We start from the raw sequence: 15,953 nt of genomic DNA, 5'->3' as shown, positions 1-15,953 counted from the left end.
ACCTTCGGTGTCCGAACCCACCAGTCCGTGCTTCTGGAACTGCTCGGGGCTCGCCTCCAGCACCACCACGCGGCCATCGTCGAGCATCTCGAGCGCGCTCAGCACTTCGCCGAAGAAGCGCAGCCGCCCCGCCGAGGCGTGAGTATGCACCTGGGCATGGAGCCGCTGCGGGTCCACGCCGTGCGCCAGCAGCTCGGCCGCCATGCGATGCGCGTGGCTGTCGGTGTTGGAATAGCGGAACGAGCCGGTGTCCGTCATCAGCGCCACATACAGGGCCTCGGCGATGTCGGGCGTCAGCGGGGCGCCGGCCTCGCGCATCAGCTCGAACACGATCTCACCGGTCGAGGAGGCCTCGGGCTCGATCACGTTGACCTGCCCGAACCCCCGCTGGTGCGTGACGTGATGATCCACCACTGCCACCGGGATCACGTGACGGCTCAACACCTCGGCGACGCGTCCGATCCGCTGCCGGTTGCTGGTGTCGAGCACGATCAGGGCATCCGATTCGGTGAAGCGCTGTTCGGCGCGCTCCTCTTCCCAGCTCTCGAGCGGCAGGTGGCGGGCGAGGAAGAGGAATGCGTTCGGCACCACCGAATCGTTGAGCACGCGCACCTGCTTACCCATGGATCGGAGCCACAGCGCCATCGCCACCTCGCTCCCCAGGCCGTCGCCGTCGGGATTGATGTGGGTGGTGAGCAGCAGGCGCGAGTGCTTGTTCAGGAATTCCAGCAGAGCGCGACGATCCAAGCGCGCCTGCGGCACCGGACCGGTCATCGGCAGCGCGGCCTCGCTCACGCGCCGCCCACGTTCGCGCCGGCGGTGGCCGCGGCCAGCGACAGGCCCGCCACCTCGGTAAGGACCCAGCGATGAAGGCGAAGATCCGAGGTCAGCTCGGGATGGAAGCAGATGCCGACGCACCGTCCCTGCCTGACGCCGACCGGTTCCTCGCCGCGCCACGCGATCACTTCGACGCCCGCGCCCACCTCGCGGAGTCGCGGCGCGCGGATGAACACGCCGTGGAATGGCCCGCCGAGCGGGGGCACCATGACCTCGGCGCTGAACGAATCGATCTGCCGGCCGTAGGCATTGCGCTCGGTGGTGACGTCGAGCACGCCGAGCGGCGGCGAGGGCAGGTGATCGGCGCGCTTGCTCAACAGGATGACTCCGGCGCAGGTGCCGAGCACCGGCTTTTCGCGCACGAAGCGCTCGAGCGCCGGACGCAGCCCATTGCGTTCCATCAGCCGCGTCATGGTGGTGGACTCGCCGCCCGGCATCACCAGCGCGTCGCAGTCCGCCAGGTCCTCGGGCAGCACCACGCGGATGGCCTCGACGCCCAGCGCCTCGAGCGAGGCGCGATGGCAGGCGAAATCGCCCTGCAGGCCCAGCACTCCAATGCGCGGAACTCTTCCCATGCTCACCATCCGCGGCGGGCCAGCTGCTGCTCTTCGGGGAGCCCCTCGAGCGAGACGCCGCGCATCGGCTCCGGTAGCCCTTCCGAGAGCTTGGCGAGCAGCTCGGGCCGATTGTAGTGGGTCACGGCCTGCACCACCGCCTCCGCCATGCGCAGCTGATCGGCGCGCGCCTGGTCGGGCTTCTTGTCCTGCGAGACTTCGAAGATGCCCGAGCCCACGAACACCGCCTCGGCACCGAGCTGCACCATCAGCGCCGCGTCGGCCGGCGTCGCCACGCCGCCGGCGGCGAAGTTCGGCACGGGCAGTTTGCCGGTGCGCGCCACCTGCTGCACGACTTCGAATGGCGCGCCGAGGGTCTTCGATTCGGCCATCAGCTCGTCTTCCCGGAGCAGGGTGAGCCGCTTGATCCCCTTTTGCACGGCGCGCATGTGGCGCACCGCTTCGACCACGTTGCCGGTGCCGGCCTCGCCCTTGGTGCGGATCATCGCGGCGCCCTCGCCGATCCGGCGCAGGGCTTCCCCCAGGTCGCGGCATCCGCACACGAACGGCACCTTGAACTCGTGCTTCCAGATGTGGTGCTCCTCGTCGGCGGGGGTCAGCACTTCACTCTCGTCGATGAAGTCGATGCCGAGCGCTTCGAGGATCTGCGCCTCGGCGATGTGGCCGATACGGCACTTGGCCATGACCGGTATCGAGACCGCCGATTCGATCTCCTTGATCATCTTGGGGTCGGACATCCGTGCCACCCCGCCCTCGCGGCGGATCCGCGCCGGGATGCGCTCGAGCGCCATCACCGCGGCCGCGCCGGCTTCCTCGGCGATCCGCGCCTGATCGGGTGTCATCACGTCCATGATGACGCCGCCCTTGAGCATCTCGGCGAGTCCGACCTTGAGCCGGAATTGCTCCTGCTGATTCGCCATGGCGTTCTCCTATGCGCTGCGCCGCGCCGGCGAATCCGCCAGCGCCCGCAGCCGCTCGATGGCCGGCGGGGTCACCGCCAGGATGTGCTGAACATCGGATTCGATGCTGCCCGGGCCCAGCGAGAATCTCACGCTGGCGTGGGCCTGCTCGGGAGTGAGCCCCATCGCGATCAGGACGTGGGACGGTCCCGGCGAGGCGGCGCTGCACGCGGAGCCGGTCGAGACCGTGACGCCCTGCTCGTCGAGCGCGTGAAGCAGCGCCTCGCCGTCCACTCCCGGGAAGCGCAGATTGACGATCCCCGGCGCGCGGCTCTCGCGCGGGCCGTTGAGGACCGCCCCGGGAATCCGCTGGAGCAGCCCGTCGAGCAGCTGATCGGCCAGCGCGCGCACGCGCTCGGGCTCGCCGCTCGCCATCTGGCGCGCCGCGCGCTCGGCGGCGACCCCCAGCCCGACGATCGCGGGAAGGTTCTCGGTGCCGGCCCGACGCGAGCGTTCCTGGTGCCCGCCGTGGATCAGCGGGATGAGTCGCGTGCGACGGCGCACGTAGAGGGCCGCCGCGCCCGGCGGACCCTCGAACTTGTGCCCCGCGAGCGAGAGCAGGTCCACGCCCAGCGTCTCGACATTGATCGTCAGCTTGCCCGCCGCCTGTACGGCGTCGGTGTGGAAGCGCGCGCCGGCGCCACGGGCCAGCTCGGCGATCTCCTCCACCGGCTGCAGCGTACCCACCTCGTTGTTCGCCCACATCACCGAGACCAGCGCCACGTCGGGGCCGAGCGAGGCCGCGAGCCGATCGAGACGCACGCGGCCGCGCTCGTCCACCGGAACGATCGTCACCGGCGTGCCGCGCGATTCGAGCGCGCGCGCGGTTTCGAGCACCGAGGGATGCTCGATCGCCGAGGTCACCAGGCGCCGCCGCTCGCCGCGCGCCGAGCCGAGCACGCCCTGCAGCGCGAGATTGTTGGCCTCCGAGCCGCTCGCCGTGAACACGATTTCCTCAGGGCTGGCGCCGATCAGCCCCGCCACCTGACGGCGAGCCGCCTCGATCGCCTCGCGCGCCGCCTCGCCGCGCCGATGGACCGACGAAGGGTTGCCGAAGCCCGCCTCGAACCAGGGCCGCATGGCGTCGAGCACCTCGGGCGCGGTGCGCGTGGTCGCCGCGTAGTCGGCGTACACCTCGCGCGCGCTCACGATCCCGTTCCCACGGTCTGGATCGAGACGCGGCGCGCGAGTGTTCCCGCGATGTCGCGGAAGGCGCGCGCCAGCGGGCCGTCTGGATGCGAGAGCACCACCGGATGGCCTTCGTCGCCGCCCTCGCGCACCTCGGGATGTAGTGGGATCGCGCCGAGGAACGGGAGCCCCATGGCCCGCGCTCGCTCTTCGGGCGAGCCGCTGTTGAAGATCTCGTGGCGGGTGCCGCAATTCGGGCAGACGAAGCCGCTCATGTTCTCGACCACGCCCAGCACCGGCACCTGGAGCTTTCCGAACATGGACACCGCCTTGACCGCGTCCTCCATCGCCACCGTGGAGGGCGTCGTCACCACCACGGCGCCGGCCACGAAGGTCTGCTGGATGAGCGAGAGCTGGACGTCGCCGGTGCCGGGCGGAAGGTCGACCAGCAGGTAGTCGAGGTCTCCCCAGTCCACGTCGTGGAGGAAGCTCTTGACCGCGCCGTGCAGCATCGGACCTCGCCACACCACCGCTTCGCCCTGATCCACCAACAGTCCCATCGACATGAAGTGGATGCCACAGGCCTCGACGGGCAGGATCTTGCCGTCACGCTGCGAGGGCTGCCGGCGCACGCCCAGCATGCGCGGCAGGTTGGGGCCGTAGATGTCGCCGTCGAGCAGTCCGACCCTCGCCCCCGATTGCGCCAGCGCGATCGCCAGGTTCGCCGAAACCGTGGACTTGCCGACACCGCCCTTGCCGCTCCCGATCGCCAGCACCTGGGCCACGCCGGGAAGGGCGCGGCGGTCCGCGGTCGGATCCTTGGGCTTGCGCATGCGCGAGGTGGTGCGGATCTCGACCTCGTGAATTCCTTCCACGCCGGTCAGCGCGCGCTTGCAGTCGGCCTCGAGCTGCTCCTTGAGCGGGCAGGCGGCGGTGGTGAGCACCAGGGTGAATCGCACCCGGCCCTCCTCGACCTCGAGGCCCTCGATCATGCCGAGCGTCACCAGATCTCGATGCAGATCGGGATCCTGTACGGTGCGCAGGGCTTCGAGAACGGCATCCTGGGTCAGAACGGGCATGGATTCTCTCGTCGTTCGAGCGGGGTGGGCCGGAATCCCACCGGCGAACAGGTTAGAGTACGGAGGCCTTGCAGGGGAGTCAACGGGTCGCGAGTTGTCGAGTGCCTGACCTTGGACCGAATTCCATTCACCGGAATGTTCTATCACCCCGCTTTCGACGACGATCCCAACGATCCGCTCCAGCAGGAGCTGAACCGGCTCTACGACTACTCGGGCGACCTCGAGACCCGCATCCTCCATCGCGCGCGGCTCAATCTGTTCGTGCGCCTGATGGCGGAGCTGGACCGCGACGGCCTCCTCGCGCGGCGCGAGGCCGCGCTCGACATCGGCTGTAACGCCGGGGGCTACTCGCAGATCCTCTCCGATTTCGGCTACCGCCGCGTCGAGGGCATCGATCTGGAGCCCGAGCTGGTGGCGCGGGCGCGGGCGCGATTCGAGCGCGAGTGGGACGGCCGCAGCATCCGCTTCCGCGTGCAGAACGCCGAAGAGCTCGACCCGGCGCCGCGCTACGACCTCGTGCTGTGCACCGAGGTGATCGAGCACACTTCGCGGCCCGAGCAGGTGGTCGCGAATCTTCGCTCGTGCCTGGCGCCGGGCGGGATCGCGGTCGTCACCATGCCCAACGCCTGCTCGCTGCCCTTCATCAAGGCGGCGATCAAGTACCGCCTCACCGGCCGGCAGGATCCGGTGTTCGAGGATCACCTGCGTTATCCCTCGTGGAAGGCACTTCGGCTCCTGGGAGGGCCGCCGCTCCGGCTGGTGCGGGTCAGCGGCACCAACCTGATCTTCGATGCGACCTCGCTCCGCTGGCTGCATCGAGCGCCTTTCTTCGCCGCGCTCAACCGCGCGCAGTTCGAGCTGGCGCGACTGTGGCCGTTCCGCTACGTGAGCCAGTTCTTCTTCATGGTCTGGCGGCGCGACGCCTGATCCGGCTGACGTCGTCGGCGCCGATTAGGGCGGCTTGCGCGGCCCGCGCTTCGCGGCGATCAGCCGCTCCCATTCGGCCATGCGCTTCCGCACCTCGGCTTCGTGGCCGCTGTCGGTCGGCTCGTAGAAGCGCCGGCCCGTGAGCTCATCGGGCAGGTGCTGCTGATCGGCGATGCCGCCCGCTTCGTCGTGGGCGTACTGATAGCCGGCGCCATAACCCAGCTCCTTCATGAGCCGCGTCGGCGCGTTTCGGATCACCAGCGGCGGCGGCAGGCTGCCGCTCTTCCCCACCTCGTCGATCGCGGCGCCGAACCCGCGGTAGACCGCGTTGCTCTTCGGCGCGGTGGCCAGGTAGACGCAGCACTGCGCGATCGCCAGCTCGCCCTCGGGGCTGCCGAGCTGGTGATAGGCCTGAAACGCGGCCACCGCGAGCGGGAGCGACTGCGGATCGGCGTTGCCGACGTCTTCACTCGCGAAGCGCACCAGCCGGCGCGCGACGTAGAGCGGATCCTCGCCGGCCGCGAACATGCGCGCCAGCCAGTAGAGCCCGGCGTGCGGGTCGGAGTCGCGCAGCGACTTGTGCAGCGCCGAGATCAGGTTGTAGTGCTCTTCCCCGGCGCGGTCGTAGCGCAGATGCCGACGCGCCAGGGCCTGGCGCACGTGCGCGACGGTGAGCGACTTGCCGCGCGCCGCCGCCGCGGCGATCTCGAGCGTGTTGAGCGCGCGGCGCGCGTCACCGTCGGCCGCGGCCGCCATCAGCTGGAGGGCGTCGTCGTCCACCGCCAGCTTTCCACCGTAGCCGCGCTCGGGATCCCCGAGCGCCCGCTCGAGCACCGCGCGCAGATCCGCCGGGGACAGCTCCTTCAGCACCACCACGCGCGCGCGCGAGAGCAGCGCCGAGTTCACCTCGAACGAGGGATTCTCGGTGGTGGCGCCGATCAACACGATGTCGCCCTTCTCGACGTGGGCGAGAAACGCGTCTTGCTGGGCCTTGTTGAAGCGGTGAATTTCGTCCACGAACATCAGGGTGGGCTTGCCGGTCCGCTGGCGCTCGCGCGCCGCTTCCGCGAGCGTCTCCTTGACCTCCTTGACCCCCGACAGCACCGCGCTGAAAGCCACGAACGGCACGCCGGCGACGCTCGCGAGCAGCCGCGCGATGGTGGTCTTGCCGGTGCCGGGCGGCCCCCACAGGATCACCGAGCTCAGGTGACGGCCGTCGCGCATCAGCGCGAGCGGGCTTCCCGGTTGGAGGATCTCCGACTGGCCGACCAGCTCGTCGAAGCTCCTCGGGCGCATGCGATCGGCGAGCGGGCCGCCGGCGGCGCCCGAGGCCGGCTCGCGGGAGCTGGGCCGCCGCCCCGGCGGCCGCTCGCCGAACAGATCGCCGGTCATGACAGCCGCGCCGTCTCGGGCGGCGGGGCGGGAGCGGCGGGCACGCGCACGCTCGCCTGCGCCCCCCACTCCACCAGGCTCCTCGCCGCTTCCTCGACGGTGAGCGGCCGGCCGAGCGCAATGCCCTGCGCCTCGAGTCGCTGGAACAGCTCGGCCAGCACCGGCGGCTCGATGTTGCTGCGACGCAGCATCTCGGGGTCGCGGAAGACCTCGCGCGGCGCCCCCTGCGCCACGATCTCGCCGCCGCGCAGCAGCACGTAGACCTGGTCGGCCATCGCCGGCACCACGTTGACGTCGTGAGTGGCGATCACCAGGGTCACCCCCCGCTCGGCGTGCAGGCGATTGAGCAGCGCCACCAGATCGCTGCGCGACGAGGGGTCGAGCCCCTCGAACGGCTCGTCCAGCACCAGCAGCTCGGGATCGAGCACCAGCGCGCCCGCCAGCGCCACCTTGCGCTTCTCGCCCCCCGAGAGATAGTGACAGACCTTGTGGCGCAGGTGGGCGATTCCAACCTGCTCGAGCGCGGCGCTCACGCGCCGCTCCACCTCGGCGTCGCCGTAGCCGTAGCTCCTCGGCGAGTAGGACACGTCGTCCCACACCGTCGGCGCGATGATCTGCTCTTCGACATTCTGCATGAGCACGCCGACGCGCTCGCGAATCTTCTGGAACTCGCGGGCCGGATTCACGCCCAGCACCTGGACTTCGCCCTCCTGGGGCTCGAGCAGCCCGAGAATGTGGAACAGCAGCGTGGTCTTGCCGCAGCCATTGGGGCCGAGGATCACCACGCGCTGGCCGCGCTCGACTACGAAGTCGAGGCCGCACAAATGCACCGTGGTGCGATCGGGATAGGTGTGCCGGACGCAGGAGACGCGGACCGCGTTCTCGCTCACGGGCGGCCCCACAGCGTCACGGCGGCGAGTATGACGCCGACCGCCGCCGCCAGCGTCAGCAGGTCGGCGGGGGTCACGTCGGCGTAGTGGCGGCAGCCGCAGATCCGACCGGAGTGACCGCGCAGCTGCATGGTGGCGTAGAAGCGCTGGCTCCGCTCGAAGCCGTAGAGCACCAGCGTCCCGAGTCCCTCGCCGGCCAGCGACAGGCGGCGCCGGGCCGAGCCCTCGGCGCCGCCGCGCAGGCGGATCGCGCGCCACAGCCGCCCCGAGCGATCGATCAAGTCGAACAGCGCGCGATAAGTGAGGAACAAGCCGTCGCCGACGGCGCGCGGCAGCACGCGCGAGAGCGGCGCGAACACATCGGGGTACGGTGTCGAGCCCATCAGCCAGATCACCGCCACGCAGCAGGTGAGCGGACGCAGGAGGATGCGGGCAGGCGTGATCCAGGTGCCGTCCCAGCGTGCCAGCACGAACAGCAGCGCGAATGCCACCGGATAGGCCATCGCGGTGAGCAGGAGGCGAACCGGCACACGCGCCGACAACGCCAGCAGCACCGCCACCCCAAACAACACGCCGAGCAGCGAGAGCGACGGCGTGAAGACCGCCAGCAGCAGGATCAGCAGCGCGAGCGCGATCTTCGACAGGGCGCTGGCGCGATGCCACGGCGTGCGGCCCGCGGTCGCGATCAGATCCATGCTCGAGAGCGCGTTCATCGCGCCAGATCCTTGCCCGGAAGCGGTGCCCGCCCGGGAAGCAGATCGGGACGCACGCGCTGCAGGAAGCGGCCGAGCCCGAGCGCGACCAGCGTCTCGATCACGACGCCCGCCGCCCACAGCGGCGCCGCCAGCGCCGCCAGCACCGGCGTCCCGGTGTCGTGCAGCCAGCGGCCGCGCGAGACGAGCCGGAGTCCGCCCAGCATCACCGCCACCCACAGCGCGCCGGACAGCGCCTGGGCGCAGGCGGTCGCCGCCGCCATCGACACCGCCGGATCGAAGCGCGCCGAGAGAGCGCGCGCGATCGGCCGCGCGATGCCGGCGCCGGCGCCCAGCACCAGCGCGTTCCAGCCCACCACCGTCAGCCCGCCATGTCCGACCAGCGCGAGCATCGCGCTCACCACGAACACCACCTGGAACGCCGCGGCCGGCCCGAGCAGGACTCCGACCGGTCCGAGCAGGCTCAAGTGGTATTCGAGCGGGCCGAGCGGCAGCTCGATCGCCATCGCCGCCAGCATCAGCGCACCGATCGAGGACTGGAAGGCCAGCTTCGGCCGCGTCTCGCGATGCGTGAGCCAGGCGCTGACCACCAGCACCAGCAGCGCCAGCGCCAGCCCCGGCAGCCAGATTCGGAGCGGTAAAATCCCGTCGGGAATGTGAAGATGCGTCACGCTATTGAGCCCAGGCCAGCGTCGTCGCCACCGGATGCGCTCCCGCCTCGGACAACGCTTCGAAGCAGGCCTCGAGGGTGGCCCCGGTGGTGAGCACGTCGTCCACCACCAGCACGCGCCGGCCTTCGAGCGCGCGCGGTGTCGCGGCGCGGAAGGCGCCGCGCACGTTGGCGCGCCGCGCCGCGGGCCCGAGCCGCGCCTGGGCGGCGGTCGCGCGCAGGCGGATCAGGGCGCCGGGCAGGTGCGGGACGCCCACCTCGCGCGCCAGAGCTTCGGCGAGCAGGCGCGACTGATTGTAGCCGCGCTCGCGGAGTCGTGCGGGATGGAGCGGCACCGGGATCACCAGATCGAGGTGGCCGATCGAGCGGATCGCCCGCCGCAGCTCGAGGGCCAGCGCGGTCGCGAGATCCGTCCGCCCGCCGTACTTCAGCGCCTCGATGAGCAGCGCCGAGCGCTCGTCGTAGACCCACGCCGGCCAGACCTGATACCGCGCGTGACGCGCGCAGAGCGGCTCGCTCTCGCCGGCGGCGAGGCAGCGGGCACAAATCGCGAACGAGAGCTCGGGAATCCTGACCCGACATGAAGCGCACAGCAGCCGATGGGTCCCGACCTGGCCCCCACAACCCGCGCAGCGCTGCGGCCAAAGGAAGTCGGAGAGCCCGCGCGCCAGCGCCCGGCTCGATTCCCGCGCGGCCGAGAATGCCCCCAGAGTCATGGCGCCCATCCTACCGCACGCGCCAGGGGGGCGAGCGGGACGTCGCGCTCCAACCACAACGACAGCGAGCGTCGCGCCTGATGAACCAGCAGGCCGAGGCCGTCCTCGGCCCGAAGTCCGGCCGAACGTGCCGCGGTGACCCAGCCGGGTGGGGCGGCGCCGTAGGTGAGATCCACGAGCACCGCGGCGCGCGGCAATCGCTCGACCGGCACCGGCTCGCTCGCCGAAGAGCGCGGCGTCCCGTTGACGATCAGCGTCGCGCGCCCGAGCGTCTCGGCCAGCTCGCGCGTCTCGAGCCCCGCGAGCGAGGCGCCGTGAATCTCGCGCCAGGCCGCGGCGGCTCCGGCCGGATCGCGGCTCGCGACCATGACGCTCGCGCATCCCGCCTCGAGCAGGGCCAGCGCCAGGCTTCGCGAGGCGCCGCCCGAGCCGAACAACACCACCCGCTCGCGCGACGGCTCGCGGCTCGTGTTCCGCAGCAGGTCGAGGAAGCCCGCCCCATCGGTGGTCTCGCCCCAGCGACCGCCGGCGGCAAAACCGATGGTGTTGACCGAGCGAGCTCTCGTGGCGCTTGCCGAGGCGCGCCCGACCTGCGCGAGCGCCGCCTCTTTCAGTGGATGGGTGAGGTTGACGCCGCGGAAGCCATGCGCCTCAAGCTCGTCGAGCCGCGCGGGAAGCCGATCGACCGAGGTCCGGATCGCCGAGGACTCGCCCTCGAGTCCGAGCGCCGCGAGCCCGGCACGGTGCAGCTCGGGAGAGCGTGTGTAGAGGAGTGGATCGCCGAGAACGGCGAGACGAATCGCCCGCAACTCAGCCCCGAGGCGCGGCGGACGACACCGGCTCGGGCGGCGCGGCGCTGCCGGCGCGGGCCGAGGGCGCCGCGGGGCTGCGCGATGCCCGCTGGAGACGCAGGATCATCAGCACCGCGAACAGGATCAGCACGCCACTGGTGATCTGGCTCTCGGTGATCGGCAGATCGCGGATCGTGAAGACCTGGGCGTCGCGCTCCCATGCGCGCGTGAAGTCGATGCCGATGCGAAGCACCGCGAACACGGCGATGAAGGTCCAGAACAGGACTCCAGCCACCCGGGTTCGCGTGCGAATGCCCCAGAAGATCAGGAACAGGATGAGTCCCGCGAAGGCGGCGTAGAGCTGGGAAGGATGCAGCCGCGCGTTGCCGAACTCGAGGCCGGCGTACGAGTCGGGCGGAAACACCACGCCCCACGGCATCCGCGTCGGCCGGCCGTAGCAGCAACCGTTGAGGAAGCAGCCGACGCGGCCGAACATCGTGCCCAGCGCCACCGCCGGCGTGAGCGCGTCGGCCGTCACCCACATCGGCAGCCCGAGTCGCCGCGCGGTGACCAGCCCGGCGACGGTGCCCGACACCACGCCTCCGTATAGCGTCAATCCGCCCTGCCAGAGCGCGAAGATGCTGCCCCACTCGCGGCGGAACTCTTCGACGTGCTCGAGCACGTAGAGCAAGCGCGCTCCGAGCACGCCCGAGACCAGCGCCACCAGGATCACCGTCACCAGCCGATCCTCGTCCAGGCGCAGGCGGCGCGCTTCCAGCGTCGCGATCCAGGTGCCGACCAGGAATGCGACCGCCAGCATCACCCCGTACGAACGGAGGTGGATGGCTCCCCAGTGCCAGAGTTCGGGATGCATCAGGTCTCCCGCCTTCTCAACGCCACGTTCTCGAGCAGGCCGATCTGCACCGCGTTCACCACCAGCGCCGTGCCACCGTACGAGATCAGAGGAAGGGGCAGGCCGGTCACCGGGGCCCAACCGATCGTCATCAGCATGTTCACCATGATGTGATAGAAGAGCGCGCTCACCAGTCCCACCGCCATCAGGCTCGCGAACTGACTTCGCGCCACCATCGCGATCCGATAGCCGCGTAGGATGAGCAGCACGTAAAGTATCACCACCGTCAATGAGCCGAGAAAGCCCAGCTCTTCTCCCACCACGGAATAGATGAAGTCGGTGTGACGCATGGGCAGATAGGCGAGCGCCTTTTGCGATCCCTTGAGGTAACCCTTGCCCATCACCCCGCCCGAGCCGATCGCGATGCGCGACTGGATGATCTGGTAGCCCGCCCCGTACGGATCGCTCCCGGGATTGAGGAAGGTCTCGATGCGCCGCTTCTGGTAGTCGTGCAGGTGGTCCCACAGGTGCGGCACCGCGTAGGCCACCGCGCCGTTCACCGCCAGGATCACCGCCAGCACCACCGGACGCGGCCGGATCAGGGCCAGGAGGGCCGCGAACAGGCCCGCGAACCACCACAGCGATCCGGTGACGAAGAACAGCACCACGTTCAGCACCGGCGACAGCCCGAGCAGCAGCTGCGAGAGCGGCATGCCGGCCCAGTAGTACATGGTCACCAGCATCACCGGGAACGCCAGCGACGTGCCGAGGTCGGGCTCCTTCGCCACCAGCGCCATCGGCACCAGCACCAGGAACAGCGGCAGCAGCCAGTCGCGCACGCGGCGCAGGTCGAGCCGCGGGTTGTCGAAGCGTCGCGCCAGCACCCACACCGTGGCGATCTTCGCGAGCTCCGAGGGCTGGAAGCGCAGCGGGCCGAGGTCGAGCCAGCGTTTGGCGCCCATCACGCTGGTGCCCACCACCAGCACCGCGGCCAGCAGCAGCACCGAGACCACGTAGGCCGGCCACGCGAGCGAGTCGAAGATGCGAAAGGGGACCGCAACCACCAGCCAGGCGGCAGCCACCGCCAGGAACGCCCACAACAGCTGCTTCAGCCACAGTCCCTGATGAGCACCCGGCACGGTGGTCGCGCTGTACACGGTGAGCAGGCCGATGATGACCAGCCCGAGCGCCGCGCCGGCCAGCGGGAGATCGATCGGCGGCAGCCGCCAGCGGAGCCTAATCGCCACTCTCGACTCCGGTGGTGTCGGCCGCCAGGGTGTCGCGCGCCGCGTGTCTGGCCATCAACGGCGTCACGTGCGTCGAATCCGAACCGAGCACGCGCCGAAGCACCTCGCTCGCGATCGGCGCGCAGATGACTCCGCCGTGGCCGCTGTTCTCGACCACGAACGACATCGCCAGGGTCGGCTGGTTGGCCGGGGCGTAACAGACGAACAGCGCGTGATCCTTGCCGTGCGGGTTCTGCGCGGTGCCGGTCTTGCCGGCGATCGAGATCCCGGGAATTCTCGCGAGCGTGGCGGTGCCGTCGTCGACCACGTCCTCCATGGCCTGATGCAACGCTTCCCAGGCGCGCGGCGGCGCCGCGAAGCCGGCCTGCAGAGGCTTCGGCTGGTGGAAGTCCTGCACGCCGCGCACCGCGCGTACGATGTGCGGGCGCACCGCGTGTCCGCCATTGGCCGATTCGGCGCACAGCAGCGCGAGCTGGATCGGCGTCACCAGCAATTCGCCCTGGCCGATCGCGATGTTGAGCACCAGCCCCTTGCTCCAGCGCCCGGCGCCGAAGCGCCGGTCGTACCACGACTCGCCCGGCACCAGCCCGCGCCGCTCCTCAGGCAGGTCGACGCCGGTGCGTTCCCCGAGCCCGAACTCGCGCGCCGCCTCCTCGAGGCGCGGAAGCCCGAGCGCCAGTCCCACCTGATAGAAGTAGACGTCGCAGGACTTGGCCAGCGCCTCCACCAGGTTGAGGGAGCCGTGGCCTTCGTGCTTCCAGCAGCCGAACGCGCGGCTGCCGAACTGGTAGTGGCCAGTGCAGGGCTGGAGCCGGGTCCCGGGATTGACCACGCCGGCACGCATGCCGGCCATCATCGAGACGATCTTGAAGGTCGATCCGGGTGGATACATGCCCTGAATCGCGCGGTCGAGCAGCGGATTGGCGGCCGCGCTGTTCAGCTCGTTCCAGCGCTCGTAGCTCAGCCCGTGCGAGAACTCGTTGGGGTCGAAGGCCGGGCGACTGACCAGCGCCAGGATCCCGCCGTCGCGTGGATCCACCACCACCGCCGCGCCGCGGGCGACGTTGCGCATCGCGGCCTCGAGCGCGCGCTGGACCTTGAGATCCAGGGTGAGCACCAGATCGTGGCCGGGGACCGGCGGCCGCGGCGGCTCGCCGGCCAGCGCCGAGACGCGCTTGCCCATCGCGTTCACCACCACGTACTCGGCGCCGTCGTGGCCGCGCAGGATCTCCTCGTAGCTCTTTTCGACCCCGCTCCTGCCCAGCAGGTCGCCCGACTGATAGCCCTGGTCCGTGAGCGAATCGAGCTCGGTGTCGTTGATCTCGCCGGCGTAGCCGAGCAGGTGCGCTGCCAGCGCGCCGTTCGGGTAGCGCCGCAGCGGCTCCACCTGCACTTCGATGCCGGGCAATTCCGCGCGCGACTCCTCGACCCCGGCCAGCACCGCGAAGGGCGCGTCGCGCAGCAGCGGCGAGCTGTGCCCCGAGTGATTGGCCTGCGACACCAGACGGCGCACGTCGTTGCTGTCGACGCCGGTGAGCTTCGAGACCCGGCTCAGCCATACCGAGGTCCGGGTCACCGCCGCGCGCTGAGCGCTCTCGGCCGGGAACGGGCTGAAGAGGATGGTGAAGCTCGGGGCGCTGTCGGCCAGCAGCTCGCCGTTGCGATCGTAGATCGCGCCGCGCGGCGCGCGCAGCACCTCGAGCCGCACGCGATTCTCCTTGGAGAGCTCGGCGTAGCGCTCGTGCTCGGCCACCTGCAGGCGCAGGAGCCCGAGCGTGACGAGCCCGAAGCCCGCCAGCGCCACTCCGGCGAGCAGCCGGAAGCGCTGTTCCCTAGCCTGTCGTTCCGGCGCCGAGAGGGCCATGCGGGAACAGGGGTCGGCCGTAGAGGCGCCGGGCGAGCGCGATCAGCAGCGCGCCGAGCGGGGCGGTCACCGCGACCGACAACGCGACGCGCTGGAGCAGATAGGGCCAGCCGGCGACGCCGGTGAGATCGAAGGCGGTGCACCAGGTCTGATGCACGGCGGTGGCGATCGCCAGCACCACGAGATGAGTGCGCGTGCGCTCGCGCACCAGCGTGTGACTCAACCTTCCGATCGCGTAGCCGAGCAGCGCCAGCACCAGCGCGTGCCGTCCCAGCCAGTGGCCGTCGTCGAGGTCGGCGAGCAGGCCGATCGTGAAGCCGAGCAGCGTGCCCGAGGTTTCGCCGTAGCGAAGCGACCAGGCGACGGTCGCGAACGCCAGCACGTCGATCACCACGCCGCGCGCTCCCAGTACCGACAGCGCGGTCGAGCGAAGCAGCAGCGCCACCAGCAGCATCAGCAGGATGCTCAATCCGCCGCTCCTCATGGGTTCACCGCCGATTTCGTCTCGGCCGGCTTGTCGGCGCCGGCGATCAGGAGCACGAACGCGTGGCGGATGCGCGAGAGCCGCGCCGCCGGCGCGATCTCGATGTCCTGGGTGAGCCCGCTGGGATCCGAGCCCACGCGCGCCACCCGGCCCACCAGCAAACCGCGCGGAAAGTGCTGCGAGAGCCCCGAGGTGACCACGCGCTCGCCGATCGTCACGGTGTCGCCGAGCGGCACGTTGGTGAGCACCAGGCGCGGGCGCGGCGCGGTGTTGAAGCGCACGACGCCCAGCACTCCGGTGCTCTCCACCTCGCAGGCCACCGCGACGTTGGGATCGGTCAGGAGCAGGGCGCGGCTCAGGTCCGGATAGACCTCGCTCACCCGTCCGAGCAGGCCCTCGGTGGTGACCACCGGATCGCCCTCGTGCACGCCGCCATGTCGGCCGGCGCTCAGCGTGGCGGAAGTCACCAACCCCTCTCCAGAGAGCGAGAGGATCTCGACCGCCTTGAGGGGCCGCGCGTGGTAGAGGGGCAGGTTGAGCTGCTGGCGGAGCCGCTCGTTCTCCTCGCCGCCGGCGCGCAGGCGCTCGTTCTCGAGCTCGAGTGCCGCGATGCGCAGGTGCAGCTGCTGGTTCTCCGACCAGGCGGCCGCCAGTCGATCCACCGACAGCACGACGCGGTCGAAGGGCGCGAACACAAACGCGCCAATGCCGCGCAGCGACGCGATCGGCAGGCGTTCGCCGGTCGCGAGGAGCAGGAGTGACAGAAAGGTACAGATGGCGAGAGCCAGTCCGCTGTGGCGCTGCGCCGGAGGCAGGAAGCCTCCCATG

Annotated in this window: 17 protein-coding genes; 1 reads left to right on the top strand and 16 read right to left on the bottom strand. The window is 70.5% G+C overall.

Going from position 1 to position 15,953, the window contains the following annotated elements; genetic code table 11:
* The 5 genes from VMJ70_03950 to VMJ70_03930 form a co-directional block, all read right to left on the bottom strand.
* Nucleotides 1-795: DHH family phosphoesterase (locus VMJ70_03950; GenBank protein HTO90261.1), on the bottom strand; the 795-nt coding region annotated here is incomplete at its 3' end.
* Nucleotides 792-1,412: a pyridoxal 5'-phosphate synthase glutaminase subunit PdxT gene (pdxT, locus tag VMJ70_03945; protein HTO90260.1), complete on the bottom strand. Its 621-nt coding sequence runs from the start codon at nt 1,410-1,412 to the stop codon at nt 792-794. The genes VMJ70_03950 and pdxT, both read right to left, overlap by 4 nt.
* Before the next feature lie 2 nt (nt 1,413-1,414).
* Nucleotides 1,415-2,332 (bottom strand): pyridoxal 5'-phosphate synthase lyase subunit PdxS, encoded by a 918-nt coding sequence (pdxS, locus tag VMJ70_03940; GenBank protein HTO90259.1) that lies wholly within the window; start codon nt 2,330-2,332, stop codon nt 1,415-1,417.
* 9 nt (nt 2,333-2,341) lie between these two features.
* Entirely contained in the window at nt 2,342-3,520 is a 1,179-nt protein-coding gene (locus VMJ70_03935; protein ID HTO90258.1) for a cysteine desulfurase family protein, read from the bottom strand.
* Complete coding sequence (locus VMJ70_03930; protein ID HTO90257.1) at nt 3,517-4,578, bottom strand: Mrp/NBP35 family ATP-binding protein; 1,062 nt, start codon at nt 4,576-4,578, stop codon at nt 3,517-3,519. The genes VMJ70_03935 and VMJ70_03930 overlap by 4 nt, the downstream gene beginning before the upstream one ends.
* A 111-nt stretch (nt 4,579-4,689) precedes the next feature.
* On the opposite strand from VMJ70_03930, the gene VMJ70_03925 reads away from it, so the two are divergent.
* Nucleotides 4,690-5,505: a class I SAM-dependent methyltransferase gene (locus VMJ70_03925; protein ID HTO90256.1), complete on the top strand. Its 816-nt coding sequence runs from the start codon at nt 4,690-4,692 to the stop codon at nt 5,503-5,505.
* A gap of 24 nt (nt 5,506-5,529) precedes the next feature.
* Here the strand turns inward: VMJ70_03925 and VMJ70_03920 are convergent, their stop codons facing one another.
* Genes VMJ70_03920 through mreC form a run of 11 tightly spaced genes read right to left on the bottom strand, consistent with a single transcriptional unit; the run spans nt 5,530 to nt 15,952 of the window.
* Complete coding sequence (locus VMJ70_03920) at nt 5,530-6,897, bottom strand: replication-associated recombination protein A (GenBank protein HTO90255.1); 1,368 nt, start codon at nt 6,895-6,897, stop codon at nt 5,530-5,532.
* Entirely contained in the window at nt 6,894-7,787 is an 894-nt protein-coding gene (locus VMJ70_03915) for an energy-coupling factor ABC transporter ATP-binding protein (protein HTO90254.1), read from the bottom strand. Before VMJ70_03915 ends, VMJ70_03920 begins: the two co-directional genes overlap by 4 nt.
* Nucleotides 7,784-8,500 carry a CbiQ family ECF transporter T component gene (locus VMJ70_03910; GenBank protein ID HTO90253.1) on the bottom strand — a complete coding sequence of 239 codons (717 nt, stop codon included), beginning with the start codon at nt 8,498-8,500 and terminating at the stop codon, nt 7,784-7,786. Before VMJ70_03910 ends, VMJ70_03915 begins: the two co-directional genes overlap by 4 nt.
* Complete coding sequence (locus tag VMJ70_03905; GenBank protein ID HTO90252.1) at nt 8,497-9,171, bottom strand: energy-coupling factor ABC transporter permease; 675 nt, start codon at nt 9,169-9,171, stop codon at nt 8,497-8,499. The genes VMJ70_03910 and VMJ70_03905 overlap by 4 nt, the downstream gene beginning before the upstream one ends.
* 1 nt (nt 9,172) lies before the next feature.
* Nucleotides 9,173-9,886, bottom strand: a complete 714-nt coding sequence (locus tag VMJ70_03900) for a ComF family protein (protein ID HTO90251.1) — start codon at nt 9,884-9,886, stop codon at nt 9,173-9,175.
* Complete coding sequence (locus VMJ70_03895; protein ID HTO90250.1) at nt 9,883-10,695, bottom strand: hypothetical protein; 813 nt, start codon at nt 10,693-10,695, stop codon at nt 9,883-9,885. The genes VMJ70_03900 and VMJ70_03895 overlap by 4 nt, the downstream gene beginning before the upstream one ends.
* Nucleotide 10,696: 1 nt before the next feature.
* On the bottom strand, nt 10,697-11,551 hold the full coding sequence (gene lgt / locus VMJ70_03890; protein ID HTO90249.1) for a prolipoprotein diacylglyceryl transferase: 855 nt from the start codon (nt 11,549-11,551) through the stop codon (nt 10,697-10,699).
* Nucleotides 11,551-12,777, bottom strand: coding sequence for a rod shape-determining protein RodA (rodA, locus tag VMJ70_03885; GenBank protein ID HTO90248.1), 1,227 nt, complete (start codon nt 12,775-12,777; stop codon nt 11,551-11,553). The genes lgt and rodA overlap by 1 nt, the downstream gene beginning before the upstream one ends.
* Nucleotides 12,767-14,641, bottom strand: a complete 1,875-nt coding sequence (gene mrdA, locus VMJ70_03880) for a penicillin-binding protein 2 (protein ID HTO90247.1) — start codon at nt 14,639-14,641, stop codon at nt 12,767-12,769. Before mrdA ends, rodA begins: the two co-directional genes overlap by 11 nt.
* On the bottom strand, nt 14,610-15,110 hold the full coding sequence (gene mreD / locus VMJ70_03875) for a rod shape-determining protein MreD (protein HTO90246.1): 501 nt from the start codon (nt 15,108-15,110) through the stop codon (nt 14,610-14,612). Before mreD ends, mrdA begins: the two co-directional genes overlap by 32 nt.
* Nucleotides 15,111-15,121: 11 nt before the next feature.
* Nucleotides 15,122-15,952 carry a rod shape-determining protein MreC gene (gene mreC, locus VMJ70_03870; GenBank protein HTO90245.1) on the bottom strand — a complete coding sequence of 277 codons (831 nt, stop codon included), beginning with the start codon at nt 15,950-15,952 and terminating at the stop codon, nt 15,122-15,124.
* Between the last annotated feature and the right edge of the window lies 1 nt (nt 15,953).

The organism is Candidatus Sulfotelmatobacter sp., from assembly GCA_035498555.1.
Taxonomy (GTDB): domain Bacteria; phylum Eisenbacteria; class RBG-16-71-46; order RBG-16-71-46; family RBG-16-71-46; genus DATKAB01.
The sequence above is the reverse complement of the archived record's forward strand: the minus strand, read 5'-3'. Positions and strand labels throughout refer to the sequence as shown.

Excerpts from the sequence above, each read along its gene's own strand:
- pdxT (HTO90260.1), bottom strand. The coding sequence starts at position 1,412 with ATGGGAAGAGTTCCGCGCATTGGAGTGCTGGGCCTGCAGGGCGATTTC.
- pdxS (HTO90259.1), bottom strand. The coding sequence starts at position 2,332 with ATGGCGAATCAGCAGGAGCAATTCCGGCTCAAGGTCGGACTCGCCGAG.
- VMJ70_03930 (HTO90257.1), bottom strand. The coding sequence starts at position 4,578 with ATGCCCGTTCTGACCCAGGATGCCGTTCTCGAAGCCCTGCGCACCGTA.
- VMJ70_03920 (HTO90255.1), bottom strand. The coding sequence starts at position 6,897 with ATGACCGGCGATCTGTTCGGCGAGCGGCCGCCGGGGCGGCGGCCCAGC.
- VMJ70_03910 (HTO90253.1), bottom strand. The coding sequence starts at position 8,500 with ATGAACGCGCTCTCGAGCATGGATCTGATCGCGACCGCGGGCCGCACG.
- VMJ70_03900 (HTO90251.1), bottom strand. The coding sequence starts at position 9,886 with ATGACTCTGGGGGCATTCTCGGCCGCGCGGGAATCGAGCCGGGCGCTG.
- lgt (HTO90249.1), bottom strand. The coding sequence starts at position 11,551 with ATGCATCCCGAACTCTGGCACTGGGGAGCCATCCACCTCCGTTCGTAC.
- mrdA (HTO90247.1), bottom strand. The coding sequence starts at position 14,641 with ATGGCCCTCTCGGCGCCGGAACGACAGGCTAGGGAACAGCGCTTCCGG.
- mreC (HTO90245.1), bottom strand. The coding sequence starts at position 15,952 with ATGGGAGGCTTCCTGCCTCCGGCGCAGCGCCACAGCGGACTGGCTCTC.